The sequence below is a fragment of the Micromonospora parva genome (assembly GCF_000718515.1).
GTDB lineage: Bacteria > Actinomycetota > Actinomycetes > Mycobacteriales > Micromonosporaceae > Micromonospora > Micromonospora parva.
Genome location: NZ_JNZS01000006.1, coordinates 174,566 through 193,694, shown reverse-complemented (window position 1 = coordinate 193,694; position 19,129 = coordinate 174,566). Strand labels below are relative to the sequence as shown.

The window sequence follows — 19,129 nt, the reverse complement described above, 5'->3', positions numbered from 1 at the left end:
CGCCCGCCCCACCACGGAATCGCCCAGACAGTCGACCCTCCAGCGTCAGCGCGTCCGGTTGACGGAGGAGACCCTCGGGTCCACGGAGTAGCGGCGGACGACGTCGGCGGCGTCGCCAGCGGTGGCACCGGGATCGAACAGCACCTCCAGGCACGGTGCCTGCGGCCCTTCGGACCCGAAGCCTGCTACCACGCCGTCGGGGTCGAAGCGGTGGCTCTCGCGCACCAGTTCGTCAGCGGATTCCCCCTGCCGCACGCACACCACCGCTTCGGGCTGACCACCACCCCAGGCCAGTGCCGGAGCTGACACGCCGACGGTGAGCACCACTGCCGACCCCACGCCGATCACTGTCATCCGGCCAAGCCCCGGCCGGCTGGTCGGCGAGACCACCGCCACCAGTGCGGACAGCACGTACACCCAGAGCGCCCGCTTGTCGGCCGAGTCGTGCAGACCCAACGCGACGACGCCGGCTCCGACGGTCTGTGCGGCCAGGCTGACCAGCCGGAACCTCGGCGAGTCGACCAGCGCCGCCGGTATCGCGGCAAGCGCACCAAGCAGCAGGAGAAGCACGACAAGCCCGTACGCACTCCATTCACGGCGCGCGTCCAGGGCGAGCAACACCAGTGCCACCACGTGTCCGCAGACGACAAGCGGGGGGCGGAGGTACGCCAGCAACCGTGCGACCATCGGACGACCATACGTGATGTGACCCACTGTGACAGGGATTCGCATCCAGTTCGCGGGCCGTCGACGGACGGTGGGGGAGCGATGTGAGACGAGAACCAGCAGACCTGGCCCACGGCACCCGCGACGACCTGATCCACCGCCTGGCTGAGGCGGTCGGGTCCGTGACCGTCGCGCACCCGACGCGGGTCGCCGTCGACGGACCGCCCGCCGCCGGCAAGACCACCCTCGCCGACGAACTGGCCGTCGTCCTGCGCGACCAGGGCCGCGACGTCATCCGCGCCACGATCGACGATTTCCTCTTCCCCCGAGCACAACGCTATCCGCGCGGCGAGTACTCGGCCGAAGGCTGCTACCACGACACCCACGACAACGAGGCGCTGAAAAGGGTCCTGCTCGACCCGCTCGGGCCGGGCGGAGATCGGCGCTTCCAACACGCGGTCTACGACCGCGCCGCGGACGCTGTGCTGTCCCCGCCGGTCACGACCGCCCCACCCGACGCCGTGCTCGTCTTCGACGGCGTCTTCCTCCTGCGCCCGGAGTTGGTCGATCGGTGGGACCTGCGCATCTTCGTGTCCACGGCACTGGAGATGACAGTGGATCGTGCCGTCATCCGGGAGCGGCTGGTGTCACCTCGGGCCGACGTCGAACGACGCTGGCGCGAGCGTTACATCCCTTCTCAGCAGCTCTACTTCGCTACGGCCTGCCCGACCCAGCACGCCGACATCGTCGTGCACAACGACGAGCCGCAGCGACCGGTCTGGGAGACCGCCCGCCGAGAAGATCCGTTCACCGAAACCCCGGGCGGCCGGTGAGGGAGCCGCGGCTACGAGTGATCCGGGGCCGGGTGCTCCACGTAGTCGCCAAACGGCTCGACGGACCCATCCCACCCGTTCCAACCTCGCTGGGTCACCTGCCCGTCCGCGTAGGTGTACGACCAGCGGGCCCCGTCCTCACCCTCGATCTCCACGGTGCCCTCGCTAACGAACGGTGCAATCGCGACGTAGAAGGCGGTTGCCCGGTCCGACCACTTGGGATCGCCCTCGTCGTCGTGCCCGAACTCGATCCAGTCCCCGTCGCGGACGATGGAGGCGCGGGCCGCCTCCGCGAGGTCGACCAGCGTGCCATCGGACGGAAACCCGTCTGGCCCGTACCACTCACCTCGTTCAGCCAGCGCGGCCTGGACGGCGATGGCCGAAGCGGCGTCCTCCGACTCCGGGAGGTGCAGACGGCCTGACGGTGCCACTGTGTATCCCACGGCGGGCACCCTACAACGGTCGATGCACACCACGCCGCAGGCGTTCGCTGCCGCCGATGCGACCGACGCGCCTGCCACCGTCACCACCGCCGGAGCAATTCACGCGGTGGCGCACCGCTTCACTACAGCACGCGGTAGGTCACGTGCAGCACCGAACTCGCCGCCCGCGCCGTCAGCTGTTCGAGGTTCAGCGGCGGCACACCCTCGAACAGCCGCACGCCGGTGCCGAGGGTGAGCGGCGCGATGTGCAGCCGCAGCTCGTCGACCAGACCGGCGGCGAGGTACTGGTTGATGGTGGTCGAGCCGCCGTGGATCAGGACGTCGCCGTCGCCGGCCGCCGCGCGCGCCTGCGCGAGCGCCGACTCGATCCCGTCCGTGACGAAGTGGAAGGTGGTGCCGCCCTCCATCGGCTGCGGCTCACGCGCGTGATGGGTGAGCACGAACACCGGCTTGTGGAACGGCGGATCGTCACCCCACCAGCCGTTCCACTGCCGGTCCCACGCGCCGCGCACCGGGCCGAACATGTTGCGCCCCATGATGACCGCTGAGGCGGCTCTGGTCTGGTCGAGTTCGGCCCGGTTCTCGTCGGCGGCGTCGAACATCCAAGAGTGCAGCCCCGCGCCCCAGCCGTCACCGCCGTCGTCGCCGAACGGGCGTTCCTCGGTCTGGTTGTGACCGGCCGAGTACCCGTCGGCGGAGATGGTCTGGTCGGCGATCACCTTGCCGCTGCGTGTGGTCACTGCGCTCTCCATCGACGACTCAGGGGCGAGTGGTCAGCCTACGACGCGTGGGCCGAGTGCTGCCGGGCTCGACAGCGGATCGTGTCCAGTGCGCGACGAACAGACCGAGCTCGCTGGGCTCAGGAATAGCCTGACCTGGTGATCTCAATGGCTGGCACTGGCGTGCGCGTCAGGCTGCTCGGGCCGGTGGAGGTGGTCGTCGCCGGCAGTCCGCAGGCGGTGAACGGCCTGCGCCGCAAGGCGGTGCTGGCGACGTTGGCGCTGCACGTGGGCCGGGTGGTCAGCGTCGACCGGCTCATCGATGTGGTCTGGGGCGACCACCTGCCGGCCACCGCGGCGAACACGTTGCAGCGTCACGTCTCCTATCTGCGCGGGGTGCTCGGCGAGCCGGGATCGATCGTGGCGCGCCAGCCCGGTTACCTGCTCGACACCGGGCCGGACTCCACCGACGTGCAGGTCGCCGAACGCCTCATCGAGCTGGCCCGGCGGTCGACGGACGGCCACGAGCAGGTGAAGCACCTGACGGCGGCGGTGGCGCTGTGGCGGGGTCCACCGTTGGCCGACGTGGCCGGGTCGGCGTGGCTTGAGGAGCAGGCGGAACACCTGGCACGCCTGCGGTTGGAGGCCGAACGGTCGCTCGTCGAGGCCCGGTTGTCCGTCGGCGAGCACGCGGGGCTCCTTCCCGGGTTGGAACGGCTCGTCCGACAGCACCCCTTCGACGAGCACCTGCACGCTCAGCTGATGCTCGCCCTGTACCGCGACGGCCGGCAGGGCGAGGCGGTCGCCGCGTACCGACGGCTGCGCGACAACCTGCGGGAGCACCTCGGCATCGACCCGGGTCCGCGACTGCGGGACCTGGAGTGCGCCATCCTGCGCCAGGACACCGCCATCGCCGCGCCCGCACCCGCCGCTGCCGCTGTGGCGCCGGTGGCGGCGCAGCTGCCTCCTCCCGTACCGACGTTCACCGGGCGCACCGCGGAGCTGGCCGCCCTCGACGCGCTCGTCGAGCGGGGCGGTGCCGTCGTGGTCTCCGGGACCGCCGGCGTCGGCAAGACCGCGCTCGCCGTGCACTGGGCGCACCGCGCGGCAGCACGTTTCCCCGACGGGCAGCTCTACGTCAACCTGCGGGGCTTCGACCCGGCGGCCACACCGACCGACCCGGCGCGGGCGTTGCACGGCTTCCTGGAGGCGCTCGGTGTTCCGGCGGCACGGATGCCGAGCGACCCGGACGCGATGGTGAGCTTGTACCGCACCACGTTCGCGGGCAAGCGCCTGTTGGTGGTGTTGGACAACGCGCGCGACGCGGAACAGGTCCGGCCGCTGCTGCCCGGCTCACCGCACTGCCTCGCGATCGTCACCAGCCGCGACCAGCTCATCCCGCTGGTCGTCACCGAAAGCGCCCAGCCGGTGCCCCTCGATCTGCTGAGCCCTGGCGAGGCCCGCGACATGCTGGTCCGCCGGCTCGGCGAGCGTCAGGTGGCCGCCGAACCCGCGGCGGCCGACGACATCGCCGACCGCTGCGCGCGGCTACCCATCGCCCTGGCCATCGTGGCGGCCAGAGCCGCCACCAACCGGCAGTTCTCGTTGGCGGCCGTCGCCGGTGAGCTGGGCGACCTGGACGCCTTCCACGCGGGTGACGAGGCCACCGACGTCCGGGCGGTCTTCTCCTGGTCGTGCCGGACGCTCAGCCCACCCGCTGCCCGACTGTTCCGGTTGCTGAGCCTGCATCCCGGCCCGGACGTGTCCGCCCCGGCCGTGGCAAGCCTGGCCGGCGCTGACGGGCCGGCGATCGGTCCGCTGCTCACCGAGCTGACCCGGGCGAATCTCTTCACCGAGCACACGTACGGGCGTTACGCGTTCCACGACCTGCTGCGCGCGTACGCGGCCAGCCTCGCCGACGAGGCGGAGCCGCCGGCCGAGCAGCAAGCCGCCGTGCACCGGCTGCTCGACCACTGCCTGCACACCGCACACGCCGCCGACCTCGCACTGCACCCGCACTTCAGCGCGATCAGCCTCCCGCCGCCCCGCGCGGGCGTGCTGCCGGAACGACCCCGGAACCGGTCGGCCGCCGCGGCGTGGTTCAGCACCGAGGTTCCCGTCCTGCTCGCCGCGGTGCCGCTCGCGGCGCGGTCCGGGTTCGAGGGGCACGCCTGGCGGCTCGCCTGGGCCATGGCCGGCTTCCTGCACCGGCAGGGGCACTGGCAGGACTGGCTGGGCACGCAACGGATCGCGCTGGCCGCCGCGTCCCGCATCGGGGATCAGGCCGGGCAGGGCCACGCGCACCGCAGCCTTGGTCTCGCCTGCTCCCGGCTCCGACGGTACGACGAGGCCGACGACCACCTGCGGCGGGCGCTCGACCTGTTCACCGACGTCGGCGACGACGCCGGACGAGCACACACCTGCCTGAACCTTGGTCAGCTGGCGGAGCGGCAGGGCCAGCACCAGCAGGCGCTCACCCACTCCCGGCGGGCGCTGGCCCTGTTCCGGTCGGCGGGGAACCGGGCGGGTCAGGGCTACACCCTCAACGCGGTCGGTTGGCAGGAGGCGCTGCTCGGCAACTACCACAGCGCCCTTGCCTCGTGCGGTGAGGCGCTGCGGATGTTGCAGGAGGTGGACGACGTCCAGGGGCAGGCCGACACCTGGGACAGCCTCGGCCACGCCCACCACCAGCTCGGTGACGACCGGCGGGCGATCGCCTGCTACGAGCACGCCCTCGAACTCTTCACGCAGGTCCACGACCGGTACGCCGAGGCGAGCACGTACGTCAACCTCGGCGGCAGCCACCGGGCGCTCGGTGACCTCGGTGCCACCCGTGCCGCCTGGCGGCGGGCCCTGACCATCCTCGACGAACTCGGCGATGCCGACGCCGACTCGATCCGCGCCAACCTCGACCAGCTCGACGCGAGTCGACTGCACTGACGTACCCCGCTTTCAGCGCCGTTTCCGGGCCGCTTCAGCGCGGCCCGGCACTCTTCGGACACCAGTTTCTTCCGCACCAGGAATGGAGCGTTCGATGAGTCTTTTGGCACACCGCCTCGCGGTGATCGGGGTGGCCAGCGCGACGGTGCTGGCCATGTCCTCCGCCGCCGTGGCCCAGACCGTCAAGCCGCCGCGGAAGGGCGCCGACTGCGTGGTCCAGCACGTCGACGAACGCGGCGGAACCGTCCGTACCGAGACAGCGCCCGAAGGCAAGGAGTACGGCGCGTTCCGCTGCGTCGGCGGACTGTGGACGTTCGGCTGGGCGCCCTTCGCGGCCGACGACCTGATCACGGCCGGTGAGATTCAGGTCGACCCGGCCGGTGCCGTGTCGGTCCGGCGGTTCACCGGGCCGGCGCTCGGCAACGACCTCACAGTGGGCGAGATCGCCGGCATCGCCCAGGCCGTCAGCGGCAGCCGGGAGGTGTTCGTCGACCGCGCGATCGTGGCGGTCGACGACGGCAAGCAGCGGACCCCGGAGCAGGTCGCGGCGCTGCTGGCGGGCAAGGACGACACCGGCGTACGGGTGCTGGACATCGTCGAGAAGCCGGACGCCGCCATGTCGACGAAGGAGATCATCGACGAGGCCGGCGGCACACCCGAGACGACAGTCGTCTACTTCAGCCTCTGGGGAGCGATCAAGTCGGTGTTCGCCTGGATCGTCGACACGATCGGCGAGATCGGTGAGTGGATCGACGACCACTGCGACTGGGGATCCCCCAACGATGTCGGCGACATCGTCACGTGCCGCTGGTAGCCCGACCGACAGTGCTCATCGAGACAGTGAGGGGAAGAAGATGACAACTCTGCGGGACATCACCAGGCGCGCCGCCATCGTCACGACCGCCCTGATCGTCGGGCTGACCGCCTCGTACGCGCCGTCGCAGGCCGCCGACGGTGCGGCCCGGACGACGATCACCGACCACCCCGGTGCGCCGGGGACGATGCTGCAACGGTTCGAGGAGCTGACCGGCCGGCCCGTCGGCGACCTGGACAAGGTGCTGGCCGTCGACACCGGCGGGCGGAACCTCACCGGCGACGAGCTCGAAGCGCTGGCCACCGGCAAGGAGGTCGACGGTGTCACTGTCGTCGGCACGATTGCGGGCAGCCGGGGCGTCCTCGGCACGACCATGGCCGACCTCGCCGACGGGACGTACGACGGCACCGGCGACAGCCCGACGGCGACCTCACTGCTCTTCGCGTCGTCCGCCCCCGACGGCCGGGAGTGGTGTCTGACCATGTGCGTCGCGTCGGGCAAGTCCATCTGGGAATGCCTGCTGTCGCGCCGGACGGGCGACCTGATCCTCACCCTCGACCTGGCCGGCGGCACCACGATCGGCGAGACGAAGGCTGCCTTCGAGAAGGCCAACGGCGTCGCCGTCGACGGCCCGGACACCGTGGAGACCCTGGTCGGCGAGGGTGAGCCGTCGGCGGATGAGATCAAGGCACTGCTCGACGGCAAGGACGTCGAGTCCTTGCGGCGGGTGGCGACAGTGGACGGGCCGGATCCCGGGTGGGCGCTTGCGGACATCGCGGAGAAGTCCGGTGTCGTGTACGCGAAGACCAAGGGGCACCTTTTCACCCTCAACCTGCCGATCCTCGGCAAGATCCTGGTGTTCTGCGTTTCGCAGGATGGCGGGAAGACCTGGAAATGCTCGGCCCGGCAATGGGGCGGGTTCTGACGGGTAGGCCGTCGGACGGTCCCGCTCCGGATCGACCCCACCGGTCGAGGCGGAGCGGGACCGCATGCCCGCGGCTGCTGGTCACCGGCGACAGCGCCAGTGCGTGTCCGGCAGGGACAGCCGCGAACCGGGCGTGCCCCGATACTCCTCAGGTGATCAGCAGCGACCCTCGCGTCCCGTGGCCGTCCCGCTCGTCCCACCCGGCGGACAGTTCGACACTGCCGCTCTACATGGTCCTCTTCTTCGTGCTGGGCCTGATTGCCTTTGCCGCGCACGGGGCGGGCGACGGCCGGGAAGCACTCATCATCGCGAGCATCGTCTCGGGGGTGTTCTTCGCGTGTTTCCTGATCCTCTTCGCGGTCTACTGGATCGGATACCTGCTCAAGGAGCACGCCGTCTGGCTGGCCGGGCGCCAGGCTGAGTCCGGTGGGGCAGCCACGGATCAACAGCCGGAGGAGTGAGTCGCCGGCTCGCGCCGGCGGACCAGAAGCTCCGGTCAATGTCCGGAGATCGACACTGCTGGGGACAGGATCCCGACGATGTCGGACGCTGACAGAATGTCGCACCTGGATGAAGAGCAGCGAGAGCGCGCCGTCTTCATCGCTGAAGCCGAGTTGCTCGAACAGCGGCACGACAGCTGGGCTGTGCTGCAGCGGAAACAGGCCGCATGGTGGCAACGCTGGAACACCCTGACCACCGTCTTGTCGGCGGTGATCGCGGGTGCTTCGGGGGCTGCCGGGCTGGCCTCGGCTGAGCTGGGCACGGTAGCCGCGATCGCCGCCCTGGTGGCCGCCGGCCTGGCCTCGATCGCGAGTAGTTCCGGCGCGGCGCACCGCAGCGAGGTGGCATTCGTCTCCGCTGCGACCAACCAGGCCCTGGCCGACCAGGCCAGGGCCTTTCGGACGATCTGGGCACCACACCAACCGCTGACCGATGTGCGCGCCCGGTTCGCCGAGCTCTCCCTGCAACGGGACCAGGCGGTCACCAACGCGGCGTTGAAGTTGGGTCGGCGGCCGTTGGCGCGGTATCTCCGCAGGACCGCGCGTTCGGCCAGCCCCTGACGGTGGGCCCGGCCGAGCCGCAGTCCGCGACCGGGTCAGGACACGCCGGTGCGGATCTCCGATCGGGTCGCGACGACGCGGTGGCGGCGGACCGGGTACAGCACCGGGTGGGACATGCTCCAGGCGGCGCCCGCGCAGACGATCTCCTTGTAGCGGGCCGCCAGCTTCCCGGTGAGCAGAGCCGGCTTGGCCCGGTCGTCGGCGGTGACGTACTGGATGATGCCGTCGCGGCGGCCGAGGCTGATGCACTGGTTGAAGTAGCGCAGCGGGGCCTTGGGGAACTTCGTCCGACCGGTGAGCCGCGCGGCGATGGCGTCGGCGGCCTGCCAGGCCATCGGGATGCCCGAGGCGCACGACATCCGCAGTGGCTTGCCGCCCGGTCCCGCGGCGATCGCGGCGTCGCCCACCGCGTACACCTCGGGATGGGAGACCGACCGCATGCTGTCGTCGACGATGATCTGCCCGGTCTCCGCGACCGCCAGGGTCGTGGCGGCGGCGATCGGGTGCACGGCGAAGCCGGTCGTCCAGATTGTCACCTGGGCCGGGATCTCCCGACCGTCGCGGGTGAGCGCGCCGGTCGCCTCGACCCGCGCGATGTCGGCGTGCTCGTGCACGGTGATGCCGAGCCGGTCGCAGACGCCGCGCAGGTGCTGCTGCGCCCTGCCGTTGAGCCAGTCACCGAGACCACCGCGGGCGGCGAGCGCGACACGGAGGTCCGGCCGGGCCTCCGCGATCTCGGTGACCGCTTCGAGGCCGGTGAGGCCGCCGCCGACGACGAGCACGGTCCCGCCGGCCGCGAGGTGGGCGAGGCGGTCGCGCAACCGCAGCGCCGACGGCCTGCCGGCGATGTCGTACGCGTGCTCGGCGACCCCGGGGACGCCATGGTCGGCGGCGGTGCTGCCGAGGGCGTAGACGAGCGTATCGTAGGCGATCTCGTCGGTGCCGTGGTCGTCGGCGAGCGCGACGGTCCGGCGGTCGGCGTCGACGGCGGTGACCCGCGCCAACCGGAGCGTGACGTCGGTGCCGGCGTAGATCTCGCTCAGCGGGCGGGGTTTGAGGTCCTGCCCGATGGCGAGTTGGTGCATGCGGACCCGCTCGACGAAATCCGCGTCGGCGTTGACGACGGTGATCTCGGTGTCGCCGGGGTGCAACCGCTTGGCGAGGCGCCCAGCGGCCATGGCTCCGGCGTAGCCCGCTCCGAGGACGACGATGCGGTGCTTCATGGTGGCACTCCTGTCTCGGTGGTGGTCGCTTCCTGAACCGGACAGCGCCCCGATTCCTGACAGGAGCGGGCTATGAGCTGGATCACCAGACGTGCAGGGCGGGATCCTCGTGCTCGGAGACGGACCACTGCCGGCTGGCGCGGACGAGTTTGTCGGGGTTGACCTGGTTGTGGATGGCGGTGACCCCCTCGGGCGTCACCTGCAGCGACATCACGCCGATGACCCGGTCGTCGACCACGACCACCACCGCCGGAGCGCCGTTGGCGGTGGCGACGTGCAGGGCGGGGCTGCCGCCGACCAGGTCCCGTTTGACGTCGGCGGGCTTGAACAGGCCGCGCAGGAACTTCGCCACCGCCAGTGCGCCGACGATCGGCGCGGACCGGGCCGGGATCTTGCCGCCGCCGTCGGCGGTGCTCGTCACGTTGTCGGTCAGCAACTCGACCAGCCGCTGGATCTCGCCGTTGTTCGCCGCCGTGAGGAACTCCGCGACGATCTTCCGGGCGGTGGCCCGGTCGACCTCCGCGCGGGCCCGCTCGGCGCTGACGTGTTGCTTGGCGCGCCGGTAGGTCTGTTGGCAGTTCGACTCGGTGATGCCGAGGATCTCGGCGATCTCACCGTGCGAGTAGCCGAACGCCTCCCGCAGCACGTACACCGCGCGCTCGTTGGGCGACAACCGCTCCAGCAGGGTGAGCACCGCCATCGAGACCGATTCGCGTTGCTCGGCGGTGTCGAGGGGGCCGAGCATCCGGTCCCCGGCGAGGACCGGTTCGGGCAGCCAGGTGCCCACGTAGGTCTCCCGCCGGGCCCGCGCCGAGGTGAGCTGGTTGAGGCACACGTTGGTGAGGACCTTCGTCAGCCATGCCTCGGGCGTCTCGACGTGCTCCCGCTCGGCGGCCTGCCAGCGCAGGAACGTGTCCTGGACGGCGTCCTCCGCGTCGCTGGCCGAGCCCAGCAGGCGATAGGCGATCGCCTCCAGGCGGGCCCTGGAGCGCTCGAACAGCTCCACCTCGTCCGGACTGAGCGGCATGGTTCGATAGTCAACCACGCCCGCGACCTCGCCGGCCGATCGACGGCGTACGTCGACACGGTTCACCCGGGGCAGGGCGGCGCGGTGGTCGTACCCTTTCGGTGGTGACGTCCGATGCGCTGCGCCGTGCCCTCACCGCCCCCGCGGACCCGCCGCTGCGGCCCCTGCCCGAGCAGGTCGTCGCCCTGCTGGAGACCCTGCACGCGCCGCCGCGTCTCGCCGCGCACCTGCGGGCGGTGCACGAGGTCGCCGCGCAGCTCACCGACGCGGTGGCGGCCCGGTTCCCGCAGCTCCCGTTCGACCGGGAGGCGGTGCTCTTCGGTGCCGCCACCCACGACGTCGGCAAGGTCCGGCACCCGGAGGAGTTGTCCGGTCCCGGGTCCGCGCACGAGCCCGCCGGATACGAGTCGGTCTTCCTCGACCTGGACGACATCCTCGACCGGATCGCCGCCGACGCGGACCTTCGGCTCGCGTTCCAGGCAACCCATCCGGTACGCGGGTGACAGCGGTCAGCGGCTCGCCGGGCTCGTTCCGGCCTTCCGGTGCGGCGGGGCGGGCATGGTCGGCGTCCGGCCGCGCGCCGTCGACCGACGGGTGACCGTGGCGGCCACCGCTGCTGTCAGGCAGATCGCCGTGGCGACGATGAGCGGCGGGCGGGCGCCCAGGTGCACGGCTGCGGAGCCGAGGGGGATCGCCGCGACGAGCGGTCCGAACATCGCGGTGTTGGCCGTCGCGGCGACCCGTCCCAGCAGCGCCGCCGGCGTGTGGGTCTGCACGGCGGTGACGGCCGCGACCAGGGTCGCGGGCAGGCCCACGCCGGCCACCACCGCCCCGAGGACGGTCGCCGGCCACCACGGCAGGCAACGTGCCAGGCAGCCGAGCGCGAACAGCGCCGTGCCGGCGACACCGACGGCAACGGCACCCCGGGCCGCGATGAGCCGGCCGACGACGAGGCCACCGAGAATCGAACCGGCCCCCTGCGCGCTGGCCAGCACACCGAGGAACGTCGTCGGCAGCCGCAGCTCGGTCACGACGATCGCGTAGATCCCCGCCGTCGTGAAGCCGGACATGGCGATGGACACCGCGGCGAGCACGACCGGCAGACGTGTCGCCCGCTCTCCGAACAGGGCCACCAATCCGGTACGCGGGCCGCCGCCGGGTTCGATCCGCTGGTCGGCGGCCGTCCGGCGCAGCCGGAGCACCGCGTACAGGACGGCGACCAGGATCGGCATCGCGGCGCTGAGCACGGCGACGGCGGGACCGCCCTGCCACGCGTAGAGGCCGGCCCCGGCGAGGGGAGCGACGAGCTTCATGCCCTCCTGCGCGCTGGAGCGCCACCCGTTGACGTCGCCGAGTTCAGTGGGTGCGAGCGCCGACGGCAGCAGCGCCGTCTCGCCGGCGTCGATCAGCACGTAGCTGACGCCGTACGCGCACGAGACGGTGAAGATGAGCCAGGTCTGCCCGGGCCCCCGCACCGTGAGCAGGGTCAGCAGGGCGGCTGCCAACAGGAGGTTGACGGCGATGACCAACGGTCGCCGGGGCACCCGGTCGAGCAGGCCGCCCAGCCAGGGCCCGGCGAGCACCGGGGCGTACACGCAGAGCCCGGCGAGGGCGGCGAGGCCGGTGGAGCCGGTGAGGTCCAGGATCCAGATGCCGTTGACCAGTGACATCGCGCTGCTGCCGAAGCCGGACAGCAGGGAGATCGCCACGAACAGGCTCGCGTTGCGACGCATGAGCGCTCCGAGTTGAGTCGAGGTGACTCACATCCTCAGGCGTGAGCTAGATGCACGCAATGCGGTTCGACGCTGTCAACGCTGCGTTGACAGCGCGGCGTTGATCGTGATTGCGGTGGTTCGGGCGGGCGCGGGCAGTCGCTCGCCCGCTTCGGTGAGGTCGGTGGCGAGGTGCACTGCCAGCGCGTACAGCGAGCCCGGGGCGGCATCCAACGCGGTCTCCACAGTGCTCCGGACCAGAGCCGCGCGGCGAAAACGGTTGTCCCACCGCTGATCGGCGCCGATCCACCGGGCAAGGTCGGCGACCGCCGTCCGCAGTGCCGCGACCTGCGGAGGCAGCCGGAGGTCTAGCTGCTGCCGCCGCGACCACCGCGCCGCCACCAGCCGCTGTCGCCGCTGCTCGGCGGCCTGTCGACTGCCGAGGCCGAGGGCTGTCGCGATCTGCGCCCAGGTCGCACCGTCGTGGCGCGCCCGATCGATGATCTCCAGCTCCTGCTCGTCCAGGCGAGCGCGGGCGGCGCGCACCTCCGCGAGCCGATCCAGCTCCGACGTCATCTGTCAACATTACATTGACAAGCCCTCGTCGCTGATCATCCTGGGCGCGCGGACCAGGAAGACGTCCACCGGATCCTCGGCGTCGACGGTGAAACCGTGCCGCTCGTACAGCCGTCGGGCCGGGCTGCCCCGCAGCACGTTCAGGCGAACCGGGGTGCCGTCGCGATCGCAGCGCTCCAGCAACTCGCGCAGCACGGCCGTGCCGATGCCGCCGCCCTGTAGCCGCGGAGCCAGGTAGAAGTGCTCCAGCCAGTGGGCGTCCCCGTCCGGTCGCAGCGCCACGCAGCCGGCGAACGCGCCGTCCACCTCGACAACCCAGGTGTACGCCGGCGCGAAGCCGTCCCGCAGGCGCTGCCGCACCCGCTGGTCGTCGTACCGCCCCAGCCGCTCCAGGTCGGCCCGCAGCACCACCGCCCGCAACTCGGCCACCGCCTCGACGTCCGTCGCCGAAGCCGGCCGAAGCTCCCAGTCCGCCATGATCAATAAGTTGTTGCGGCCCGGCGCCCTCGCCGGCCACCCCGCCGTCGCCTCCGTCACTTGTCAAACGGAACAGCGTTCCGTATCGTTCGTAGCGGAACGTGGTTCCACTTGCTCAGGATGTCAGAGCCGGTGGGCCAGTGTCACCTCACCCTTCCGTGGAGGAACAGTCATGCAGTACCGCACCCTCGGGCGCACCGGCGTCCAGGTCAGCACCCTCGTGCTCGGCGCAATGAACTTCGGCAAACTGGGGCACACCACCCAGGGCGAGGCGACGGCGATCGTCGACGCCGCGTTGGAGGCCGGGATCAACCTGATCGACACCGCCGACATGTACAGCCAGGGGGAGTCGGAGGAACTGGTCGGCAAAGCCATCGCCGGCCGTCGCGACGACATCGTGCTGGCCACGAAGGCCGGCATGCCGATGGGCGACGAGCGCAATCAGCGGGGCAGCTCGCGCCGCTGGCTCGTCACCGAGTTGGACAACAGCCTGCGCCGCCTCGGCGTCGACCACGTCGACCTCTACCAGATCCACCGGTGGGACCCGACCACCAGCGACGAGGAAACCCTGTCGGCGCTGACCGACCTGCAACGGGCGGGAAAGATCCGCTACTTCGGCTCCTCGACCTTCCCCGCGTACCGCATCGTGCAGGCCGAATGGGCTGCAAGGGAGCACCACCTGGGCCGGTACGTCACGGAGCAGCCCAGCTACTCGATCCTGCAACGGGGGATCGAGGCCCACGTCCTGCCCGTGACCGAGCAGTACGGGCTCGGCGTGCTCGCCTGGAGCCCGCTCGCCTCGGGCTGGCTCTCCGGCGCGATCCGCGCCGGCCGGGAGATCACCACCAGCCGCTCGGCGATCCTGCCCGCCCGCTTCGACCTCAGCATCCCGGCCAACCAGGCCCGGCTCCACGCTGTCGAGCAGCTGGCCACCGTCGCCGACGAGGCGGGGCTCACCCTGATCCAGCTCGCACTCGGGTTCGTCACCGCGCACCCGGCCGTGACCAGCGCGATCATCGGCCCCCGCACCATCGACCACCTGCACGCCCAACTCGCCGCCGCGGACACCGTGCTCCCGGCCGACGTGCTCGACGCGATCGACGCGATCGTCGCACCCGGGGTCGACCTCGCCGCAGGCGAGAAGTTCGACACCCCGCCCGCCCTGCTCGACCCGGCGCTGCGGCGTCGCTGAGCCAACGGGTGCGGTGGGCGGCGCCGTTGGTCCCGCCGCTGGTCTGGCTGCTCCAGACCGCCCCGCCGACCATCTCGACTGAACGCCAGCACCGACGGCCCCTGGCCTGTCGTATCGGTCCGGGATGGTGCAGCCGGTGTGGGCGAACGGTGACACGTACGAGGCGTACGTGGGTCGGTGGAGCCGCCTGGTCGCTGTGTCCGCCGCCCGCTGGTCGGACGCGCCCTCGCCTACGGGCGCCGCGCGACCAGCGGGGCCGGTGCCACACCGCTCTCGCCCGTGCGGGACGCTCGGCGGACGGCGGGCACGACAAGCGCCGCCACCACTGCCGCGAGCGAGGTGACGGTCAGCATCTCGAACCCGTGGGTGAACCCGGACTCGTACGGCAGACCGTCCGGACGCAGGTGGCCGGTGACGATGCTGCTCATCACGGCCGCCCCGATCGATCCACCGATGGTCCGGATGTTCGCGTTCATCCCCGCCGCCACACCGGTCTGCGCGGCCGAGACGTTCTGCACGATCAGGTTCGTCATGGACGCGTACGCCAGGCCGATGCCGACCCCGAACACGGACGAGGCGACCACGATCTGCCAGCGTGCGTCGTGGGCCACGGCGAGCAGGGCGCACGAGACCACGCTGAAGGCGGAGCCCGCGGCGAGTTGTGCCTTACCGCTGAGAATCCGCTCCATCCGGCCGCTGACGATGCCGGTCAGGAACATGGCGACGAGCATCGGCACCAGCAACAGCCCCGCCTCGGTGACGCTGGCCCCGAACCCATAGCCCGCGACCGTCGGGGTCTGCACGAACTGCGGCAGGAACGCGAGGATGGCGAACATGCCCGCGCCGAAGAGCAGCGCGACCAGGTTGGTGGTCCACACCGTCGGCAGGCGCATCACCCGCATGTCGATGAGCGGGTTGGTCGAACGGGTCTCGGTGATCACCCAGGAGGCGAGGACGAGCACCGCGACGAGCAGGAGACCGAGCACCCTACCCGAGGTCCAACCCCACGCCGGGGCCTTGCTGACCGCCAGCATCAGCGCGACGAGCCACCCGGACAGCAGTACGGTGGCGAGCCAGTTGATCCGGCCCGGCGTCCGTACGGGCGACTCCGGTATGAGGAAGTGCGCCGCCACGGCCGTCGCGATCAGCACGACCATGGGGATCCAGAAAAGCCCCCGATAGCCGAAGGCGCCGACGATCGGCCCGGCGAGCACGGTGCCCAGTCCCCCGCCGGCGGCGAGCAGGGCCGACATCGCCCCGATCGCCGCCGTGCTCCGGGCCGCCGGGAACTCGTCCCGGATGATTCCGAACGACAGCGGGAAGACGGCACCACCGACACCCTGCACGATCCTGGCCACGATGAGCACGCCGATGTTCGGTGCGATGACGGCCAGCAGGCAGCCGGCGATGAGCGCGACCAGGGAGACGACGAACATCCGCTCCTTGCCGACCATGTCACCGATCCGTCCGAGGATCGGCGTGAAGACCGACGCGGAGAGCAGGTACGCCGTCAGCACCCAGGTCACGGTGTTCTGCGAGGTGTGCAGGTCGTGCTGGATCGTCGACAGCACCGGGCTGACGAGCGACTGCAGCATCGCGAAGAAACCGGCGCCGGCCGCGAGGACGGCGAATGTGATCCGGTAGGGGGTACGGGTGGTGGTCCGAGCCACGAAAAGACTCCAGTTCTCGGTGGTCGGGAGCAGACAGCGGTCCTGCTCAGACCGCGATGGTCTTGTGCTCCACGTACTGGGCCAGGCCGACGGCTCCGAACTCGCGGCCGATACCGCTGCCCTTGTAGCCGCCGAAGGGCGCGTCGAAGCCCGGGTCGGCGCCGTTGACGGTGAAGAAGCCGGTACGGATCCGGCGGGCGAGCGCCAGGCCACGCTCGACGTCGGCCGTCCACACCCCACCGCCGAGCCCGTACGGGGAGTCGTTGGCGATGCGTACCGCGTCGTCCTCGTCCTCGTACGCGATGACGACGAGGACCGGTCCGAAGATCTCCTCCTGGGCGATGCGCATGCCGTTGTCGACGTCGGCGAAGACCGTCGGCCGTACGTAGTAACCGCCCTCGAGCCCCTCCGGCACCTCGGGACCGCCGGTGACGAGACGCGCCCCCTCGGAGATGCCGAGTTCGATGTAGCTCCGGACCCGCTGCTGCTGGTCGGCGCGGACCATCGGGCCGATCCACGTACCCGGGTCGGCGGGGTCTCCCACGACGAGGCTCTCCGTCATGGTCTTCACGGCCTCGACGACCTCCTCGTAGCGGCTGCGCGGGGCCAGGATGCGGGTGTGCGCGACGCAGGATTCGCCGTTGTTGCCGAACGACAGGAACTTGAGTCCCTCGACCACGGCCGAGAGGTCCGCGTCCGGCAGGATGACCGTCGCGGACTTGCCGCCCAGCTCCAGGCTCACCCGCTTGAGCTGCTGGCCCGCCACGGACGCGATCGTGCGCCCGGCGGCGGTCGATCCGGTGAAGGCGACCTTGTCCACGTCGGGGTGCGCGACGAGATACGCGCTCGTCTCCCGGCCCGCCGGCAGGATGCTGACCACGCCCTCCGGCAGCCCAGCCTGCTCGAAGATCTCGCCCAGCACCAGCGCGTCCAGCGCGGTCTCGGGCGACGCCTTCAGGATGACCGTGCAGCCCGCCAGCAGCGCCGGAATCATCTTCACCAGTGCCGACTGGTGCGGGGCGTTCCACGGGATGACCGCGGCGACCACACCGACCGGCTCGCGTCGGATCAGCGGGCCGGATTCGGTTGCCCGTTCCTCCCACCCGAAGGCCTCGGCGGCCCTCAGGTAGGCGCCGGTCTGCTCCGCCAGTGCGTGCAGCGTCCACCGGGTGAACCACGACGCGGAGCCGTTCTCCGAAGTGATCAATGCGGCCAGTTCGTCGGCCCGCGCCGCGTGTAGTTCGTTGAATCGGGCGATAACCGCCTGGCGTTCCCGCGGCGTCATCCGGGGCCACGGCCCGTCGTCGAAGGCCTTCCGCGCGGCGGCGACCGCTCGGTCGACGTCGGCCGGTGAGGCCTCGGCGGCCCGCCCCACCAGCGACTTGTCGTGTGGCGAGTGGACGTCGAGCAGGCCGCCCTCGGCGGGCGCTACCCACTGGCCACCAACGTAGAGCTTGTCGTGAACGATCACAGTGACTACTCCCTTATTGCAGGTTTTGGGCCGATTCGTAATCGGCGTCCGGACTGCCGCCCCCGCCGCGTACGCGTTCCGCGCCGCGATCATCGGGGGGCACAACGATGTGGCGCGTCGTATGTCTAGCTGCCACAAAACCGTAGCGCTTATCTCTGGTTTCGCCACCAACGTGTGCAACTAGCGGCGTGACCTGCCACACAGGGGTAGAATTGACGGCACTATGAGAGCCGACGCAGCCCGTAACCTCGACACGGTCCTCCACGTGGGTGCTCGGCTGCTCGCGCAGGATCCGGCCACCAGCATCGCCACGATCGCTGCCACGGCCGGCGTCGACCGGCGCACCGTCTACCGCCGATTCGCCACCCGGGAGGCCCTGCTCGCCGGGGTCTACCAGGCCAAGCTCGACGCCTCCGAGCGCGCGCTCGACGACGCCCGGCTGACGGAGGCACCGGTCGCGGTGGCCCTGCACCGCTATGTGGAGGGCATCATCCCGGTCATCCGGCGGTGGTCGATCCAGGTCCTCAAGCCAATGATGAACATGGACGTCGAGGCCGCGGCCCGGAGCAAGCAACTCGGCGAGCGGCTCGACCGGTTCATCCAGCGCGCCACCGACGAGGGGCTACTCCGCGCCGACCTGCCACCGGGCTGGGTCAGGACGCTGCTGGACCAACTTGTGAACGCCACCGCGGAAAACTTTCCCGACCTGGCCGCCGCACCCGCCGCCGACCTGGTCGTCGACGCGCTGTTGCGCGGCGTCGGGCGAAGCTGACGGGCAGGCACTGAGCGTCTGCACGGATGGGTCGCTGGGGTCCGTCCCCGCACGGCGTGGGCTCGCTCACCTCGTCGTTCAGCCGCCCAATGAGCCTTTCCGCGTAACGGTCCCGGCGGTGGGTGATCAGGTCCTGCGGGGGACCTTACTTACCAGGGCCTGAGGGCTCGGGGTTCTCGGCGAAGACCTGGGCGGCGACCTGGTAGCCGTCGAACGCGCGTGCTACGCCAGCGTAGGCCGCGACCTGAAGAAAGACTTCGGCGATCTCTTCCTTGGTGGCGCCGGCGTTGAGCGCGATGCGCAGCTGACCACGGAGGGGCTCCAGGACACCGAGCGTCGCCGCGATGGTGACGGACACCAGTGCCCGCGTCCGTGTATCCAGGTGCTCGGTGCGCGGCCAGACGTCGCCGAAGGCGTGCATCGTCGCGATCCGTTTGAAGTCTGCGCCGTTGGCTGGCTCACCAGGGGTGGCGCCAAGAAAGCGCTCCAAGCGGAAGCCCAGCAGACGCTCAGCCGTGTCCAGCGCGGCGGCGTACCCCGGGTCTGTCGCCGCAGATGCCGGATGATTCGTCGTCATGGTGCTCACTCTTCCATGCACAAGGACGAAG

General features: G+C 70.9%; 20 protein-coding genes. 9 read left to right on the top strand and 11 right to left on the bottom strand.

The annotated features are described in order from the left end of the window. Nucleotides 1-45: 45 nt before the first annotated feature. Complete coding sequence (locus IF22_RS0109225) at nucleotides 46-687, bottom strand: hypothetical protein (RefSeq protein ID WP_030330367.1); 642 nt, start codon at nucleotides 685-687, stop codon at nucleotides 46-48. A gap of 104 nt (nucleotides 688-791) precedes the next feature. Here IF22_RS0109225 and IF22_RS0109220 point away from each other — a divergent pair, with 104 nt between their 5' ends. Continuing rightward, entirely contained in the window at nucleotides 792-1,499 is a 708-nt protein-coding gene (locus tag IF22_RS0109220; protein ID WP_051708280.1) for a nucleoside/nucleotide kinase family protein, read from the top strand. 11 nt (nucleotides 1,500-1,510) lie between these two features. Here the strand turns inward: IF22_RS0109220 and IF22_RS0109215 are convergent, their stop codons facing one another. Continuing rightward, nucleotides 1,511-1,942, bottom strand: a complete 432-nt coding sequence (locus IF22_RS0109215; protein WP_156057401.1) for a hypothetical protein — start codon at nucleotides 1,940-1,942, stop codon at nucleotides 1,511-1,513. Nucleotides 1,943-2,064: 122 nt separating this feature from the next. After that, complete coding sequence (locus IF22_RS0109210) at nucleotides 2,065-2,682, bottom strand: dihydrofolate reductase family protein (protein WP_209444516.1); 618 nt, start codon at nucleotides 2,680-2,682, stop codon at nucleotides 2,065-2,067. A gap of 147 nt (nucleotides 2,683-2,829) precedes the next feature. Here IF22_RS0109210 and IF22_RS0109205 point away from each other — a divergent pair, with 147 nt between their 5' ends. The 5 genes from IF22_RS0109205 (at nucleotide 2,830) to IF22_RS0109185 (ending at nucleotide 8,401) form a co-directional block, all read left to right on the top strand. Beyond that, entirely contained in the window at nucleotides 2,830-5,601 is a 2,772-nt protein-coding gene (locus tag IF22_RS0109205; protein ID WP_030330363.1) for an AfsR/SARP family transcriptional regulator, read from the top strand. A 94-nt stretch (nucleotides 5,602-5,695) separates the two neighbouring features. Next, nucleotides 5,696-6,415, top strand: a complete 720-nt coding sequence (locus IF22_RS0109200) for a hypothetical protein (protein WP_156057397.1) — start codon at nucleotides 5,696-5,698, stop codon at nucleotides 6,413-6,415. A gap of 40 nt (nucleotides 6,416-6,455) precedes the next feature. Next, the gene (locus IF22_RS0109195) at nucleotides 6,456-7,340 is read left to right on the top strand and encodes a hypothetical protein (RefSeq protein WP_030330361.1); all 885 of its coding nucleotides are present in this window, start codon (nucleotides 6,456-6,458) and stop codon (nucleotides 7,338-7,340) included. A gap of 152 nt (nucleotides 7,341-7,492) precedes the next feature. Continuing rightward, nucleotides 7,493-7,801 (top strand): hypothetical protein, encoded by a 309-nt coding sequence (locus IF22_RS0109190; RefSeq protein WP_030330360.1) that lies wholly within the window; start codon nucleotides 7,493-7,495, stop codon nucleotides 7,799-7,801. A 96-nt stretch (nucleotides 7,802-7,897) separates the two neighbouring features. Next, the gene (locus IF22_RS0109185; protein ID WP_030330359.1) at nucleotides 7,898-8,401 is read left to right on the top strand and encodes a hypothetical protein; all 504 of its coding nucleotides are present in this window, start codon (nucleotides 7,898-7,900) and stop codon (nucleotides 8,399-8,401) included. 35 nt (nucleotides 8,402-8,436) lie between these two features. Here IF22_RS0109185 and IF22_RS0109180 read toward each other — a convergent pair whose 3' ends face one another. Further along, on the bottom strand, nucleotides 8,437-9,624 hold the full coding sequence (locus IF22_RS0109180) for an NAD(P)/FAD-dependent oxidoreductase (protein ID WP_030330358.1): 1,188 nt from the start codon (nucleotides 9,622-9,624) through the stop codon (nucleotides 8,437-8,439). Nucleotides 9,625-9,706: 82 nt separating this feature from the next. Then, nucleotides 9,707-10,651, bottom strand: coding sequence for an RNA polymerase sigma-70 factor (locus tag IF22_RS0109175; protein WP_030330357.1), 945 nt, complete (start codon nucleotides 10,649-10,651; stop codon nucleotides 9,707-9,709). 104 nt (nucleotides 10,652-10,755) lie between these two features. Here IF22_RS0109175 and IF22_RS0109170 point away from each other — a divergent pair, with 104 nt between their 5' ends. Further along, nucleotides 10,756-11,154 (top strand): HD domain-containing protein, encoded by a 399-nt coding sequence (locus IF22_RS0109170; RefSeq protein WP_030330356.1) that lies wholly within the window; start codon nucleotides 10,756-10,758, stop codon nucleotides 11,152-11,154. Between the two features lie 6 nt (nucleotides 11,155-11,160). Here the strand turns inward: IF22_RS0109170 and IF22_RS0109165 are convergent, their stop codons facing one another. The 3 genes from IF22_RS0109165 to IF22_RS0109155 form a co-directional block, all read right to left on the bottom strand. After that, a complete protein-coding gene (locus IF22_RS0109165) occupies nucleotides 11,161-12,384 on the bottom strand; it encodes an MFS transporter (RefSeq protein ID WP_051708262.1) in 1,224 nt (407 codons plus the stop codon). Between the two features lie 75 nt (nucleotides 12,385-12,459). Beyond that, nucleotides 12,460-12,939, bottom strand: coding sequence for a hypothetical protein (locus IF22_RS0109160; RefSeq protein ID WP_030330354.1), 480 nt, complete (start codon nucleotides 12,937-12,939; stop codon nucleotides 12,460-12,462). Between the two features lie 9 nt (nucleotides 12,940-12,948). After that, nucleotides 12,949-13,416 carry a GNAT family N-acetyltransferase gene (locus IF22_RS0109155; protein WP_030330353.1) on the bottom strand — a complete coding sequence of 156 codons (468 nt, stop codon included), beginning with the start codon at nucleotides 13,414-13,416 and terminating at the stop codon, nucleotides 12,949-12,951. A gap of 172 nt (nucleotides 13,417-13,588) precedes the next feature. On the opposite strand from IF22_RS0109155, the gene IF22_RS0109150 reads away from it, so the two are divergent. After that, the gene (locus IF22_RS0109150; protein WP_030330352.1) at nucleotides 13,589-14,608 is read left to right on the top strand and encodes an aldo/keto reductase; all 1,020 of its coding nucleotides are present in this window, start codon (nucleotides 13,589-13,591) and stop codon (nucleotides 14,606-14,608) included. Nucleotides 14,609-14,838: 230 nt separating this feature from the next. Here the strand turns inward: IF22_RS0109150 and IF22_RS0109145 are convergent, their stop codons facing one another. Both IF22_RS0109145 and IF22_RS0109140 read right to left on the bottom strand, forming a co-directional pair. Beyond that, a complete protein-coding gene (locus IF22_RS0109145) occupies nucleotides 14,839-16,278 on the bottom strand; it encodes an MFS transporter (RefSeq protein WP_030330351.1) in 1,440 nt (479 codons plus the stop codon). Between the two features lie 46 nt (nucleotides 16,279-16,324). Then, nucleotides 16,325-17,749 (bottom strand): aldehyde dehydrogenase, encoded by a 1,425-nt coding sequence (locus IF22_RS0109140; protein WP_030330350.1) that lies wholly within the window; start codon nucleotides 17,747-17,749, stop codon nucleotides 16,325-16,327. Between the two features lie 223 nt (nucleotides 17,750-17,972). On the opposite strand from IF22_RS0109140, the gene IF22_RS0109135 reads away from it, so the two are divergent. Next, nucleotides 17,973-18,521: a TetR/AcrR family transcriptional regulator gene (locus tag IF22_RS0109135; protein WP_030330349.1), complete on the top strand. Its 549-nt coding sequence runs from the start codon at nucleotides 17,973-17,975 to the stop codon at nucleotides 18,519-18,521. Nucleotides 18,522-18,666: 145 nt separating this feature from the next. Here IF22_RS0109135 and IF22_RS0109130 read toward each other — a convergent pair whose 3' ends face one another. Beyond that, nucleotides 18,667-19,098 carry a carboxymuconolactone decarboxylase family protein gene (locus IF22_RS0109130; protein WP_051708279.1) on the bottom strand — a complete coding sequence of 144 codons (432 nt, stop codon included), beginning with the start codon at nucleotides 19,096-19,098 and terminating at the stop codon, nucleotides 18,667-18,669. Between the last annotated feature and the right edge of the window lie 31 nt (nucleotides 19,099-19,129).

Coding starts and splice junctions, on each gene's coding strand:
- IF22_RS0109165 (WP_051708262.1), bottom strand. CDS start 12,384: ATGCGTCGCAACGCGAGCCTGTTCGTGGCGATCTCCCTGCTGTCCGGC.
- IF22_RS0109225 (WP_030330367.1), bottom strand. CDS start 687: ATGGTCGCACGGTTGCTGGCGTACCTCCGCCCCCCGCTTGTCGTCTGC.
- IF22_RS0109175 (WP_030330357.1), bottom strand. CDS start 10,651: ATGCCGCTCAGTCCGGACGAGGTGGAGCTGTTCGAGCGCTCCAGGGCC.
- IF22_RS0109155 (WP_030330353.1), bottom strand. CDS start 13,416: ATGGCGGACTGGGAGCTTCGGCCGGCTTCGGCGACGGACGTCGAGGCG.
- IF22_RS0109180 (WP_030330358.1), bottom strand. CDS start 9,624: ATGAAGCACCGCATCGTCGTCCTCGGAGCGGGCTACGCCGGAGCCATG.
- IF22_RS0109150 (WP_030330352.1), top strand. CDS start 13,589: ATGCAGTACCGCACCCTCGGGCGCACCGGCGTCCAGGTCAGCACCCTC.
- IF22_RS0109135 (WP_030330349.1), top strand. CDS start 17,973: ATGAGAGCCGACGCAGCCCGTAACCTCGACACGGTCCTCCACGTGGGT.
- IF22_RS0109160 (WP_030330354.1), bottom strand. CDS start 12,939: ATGACGTCGGAGCTGGATCGGCTCGCGGAGGTGCGCGCCGCCCGCGCT.
- IF22_RS0109130 (WP_051708279.1), bottom strand. CDS start 19,098: ATGACGACGAATCATCCGGCATCTGCGGCGACAGACCCGGGGTACGCC.
- IF22_RS0109200 (WP_156057397.1), top strand. CDS start 5,696: ATGAGTCTTTTGGCACACCGCCTCGCGGTGATCGGGGTGGCCAGCGCG.
- IF22_RS0109205 (WP_030330363.1), top strand. CDS start 2,830: ATGGCTGGCACTGGCGTGCGCGTCAGGCTGCTCGGGCCGGTGGAGGTG.
- IF22_RS0109185 (WP_030330359.1), top strand. CDS start 7,898: ATGTCGCACCTGGATGAAGAGCAGCGAGAGCGCGCCGTCTTCATCGCT.
- IF22_RS0109195 (WP_030330361.1), top strand. CDS start 6,456: ATGACAACTCTGCGGGACATCACCAGGCGCGCCGCCATCGTCACGACC.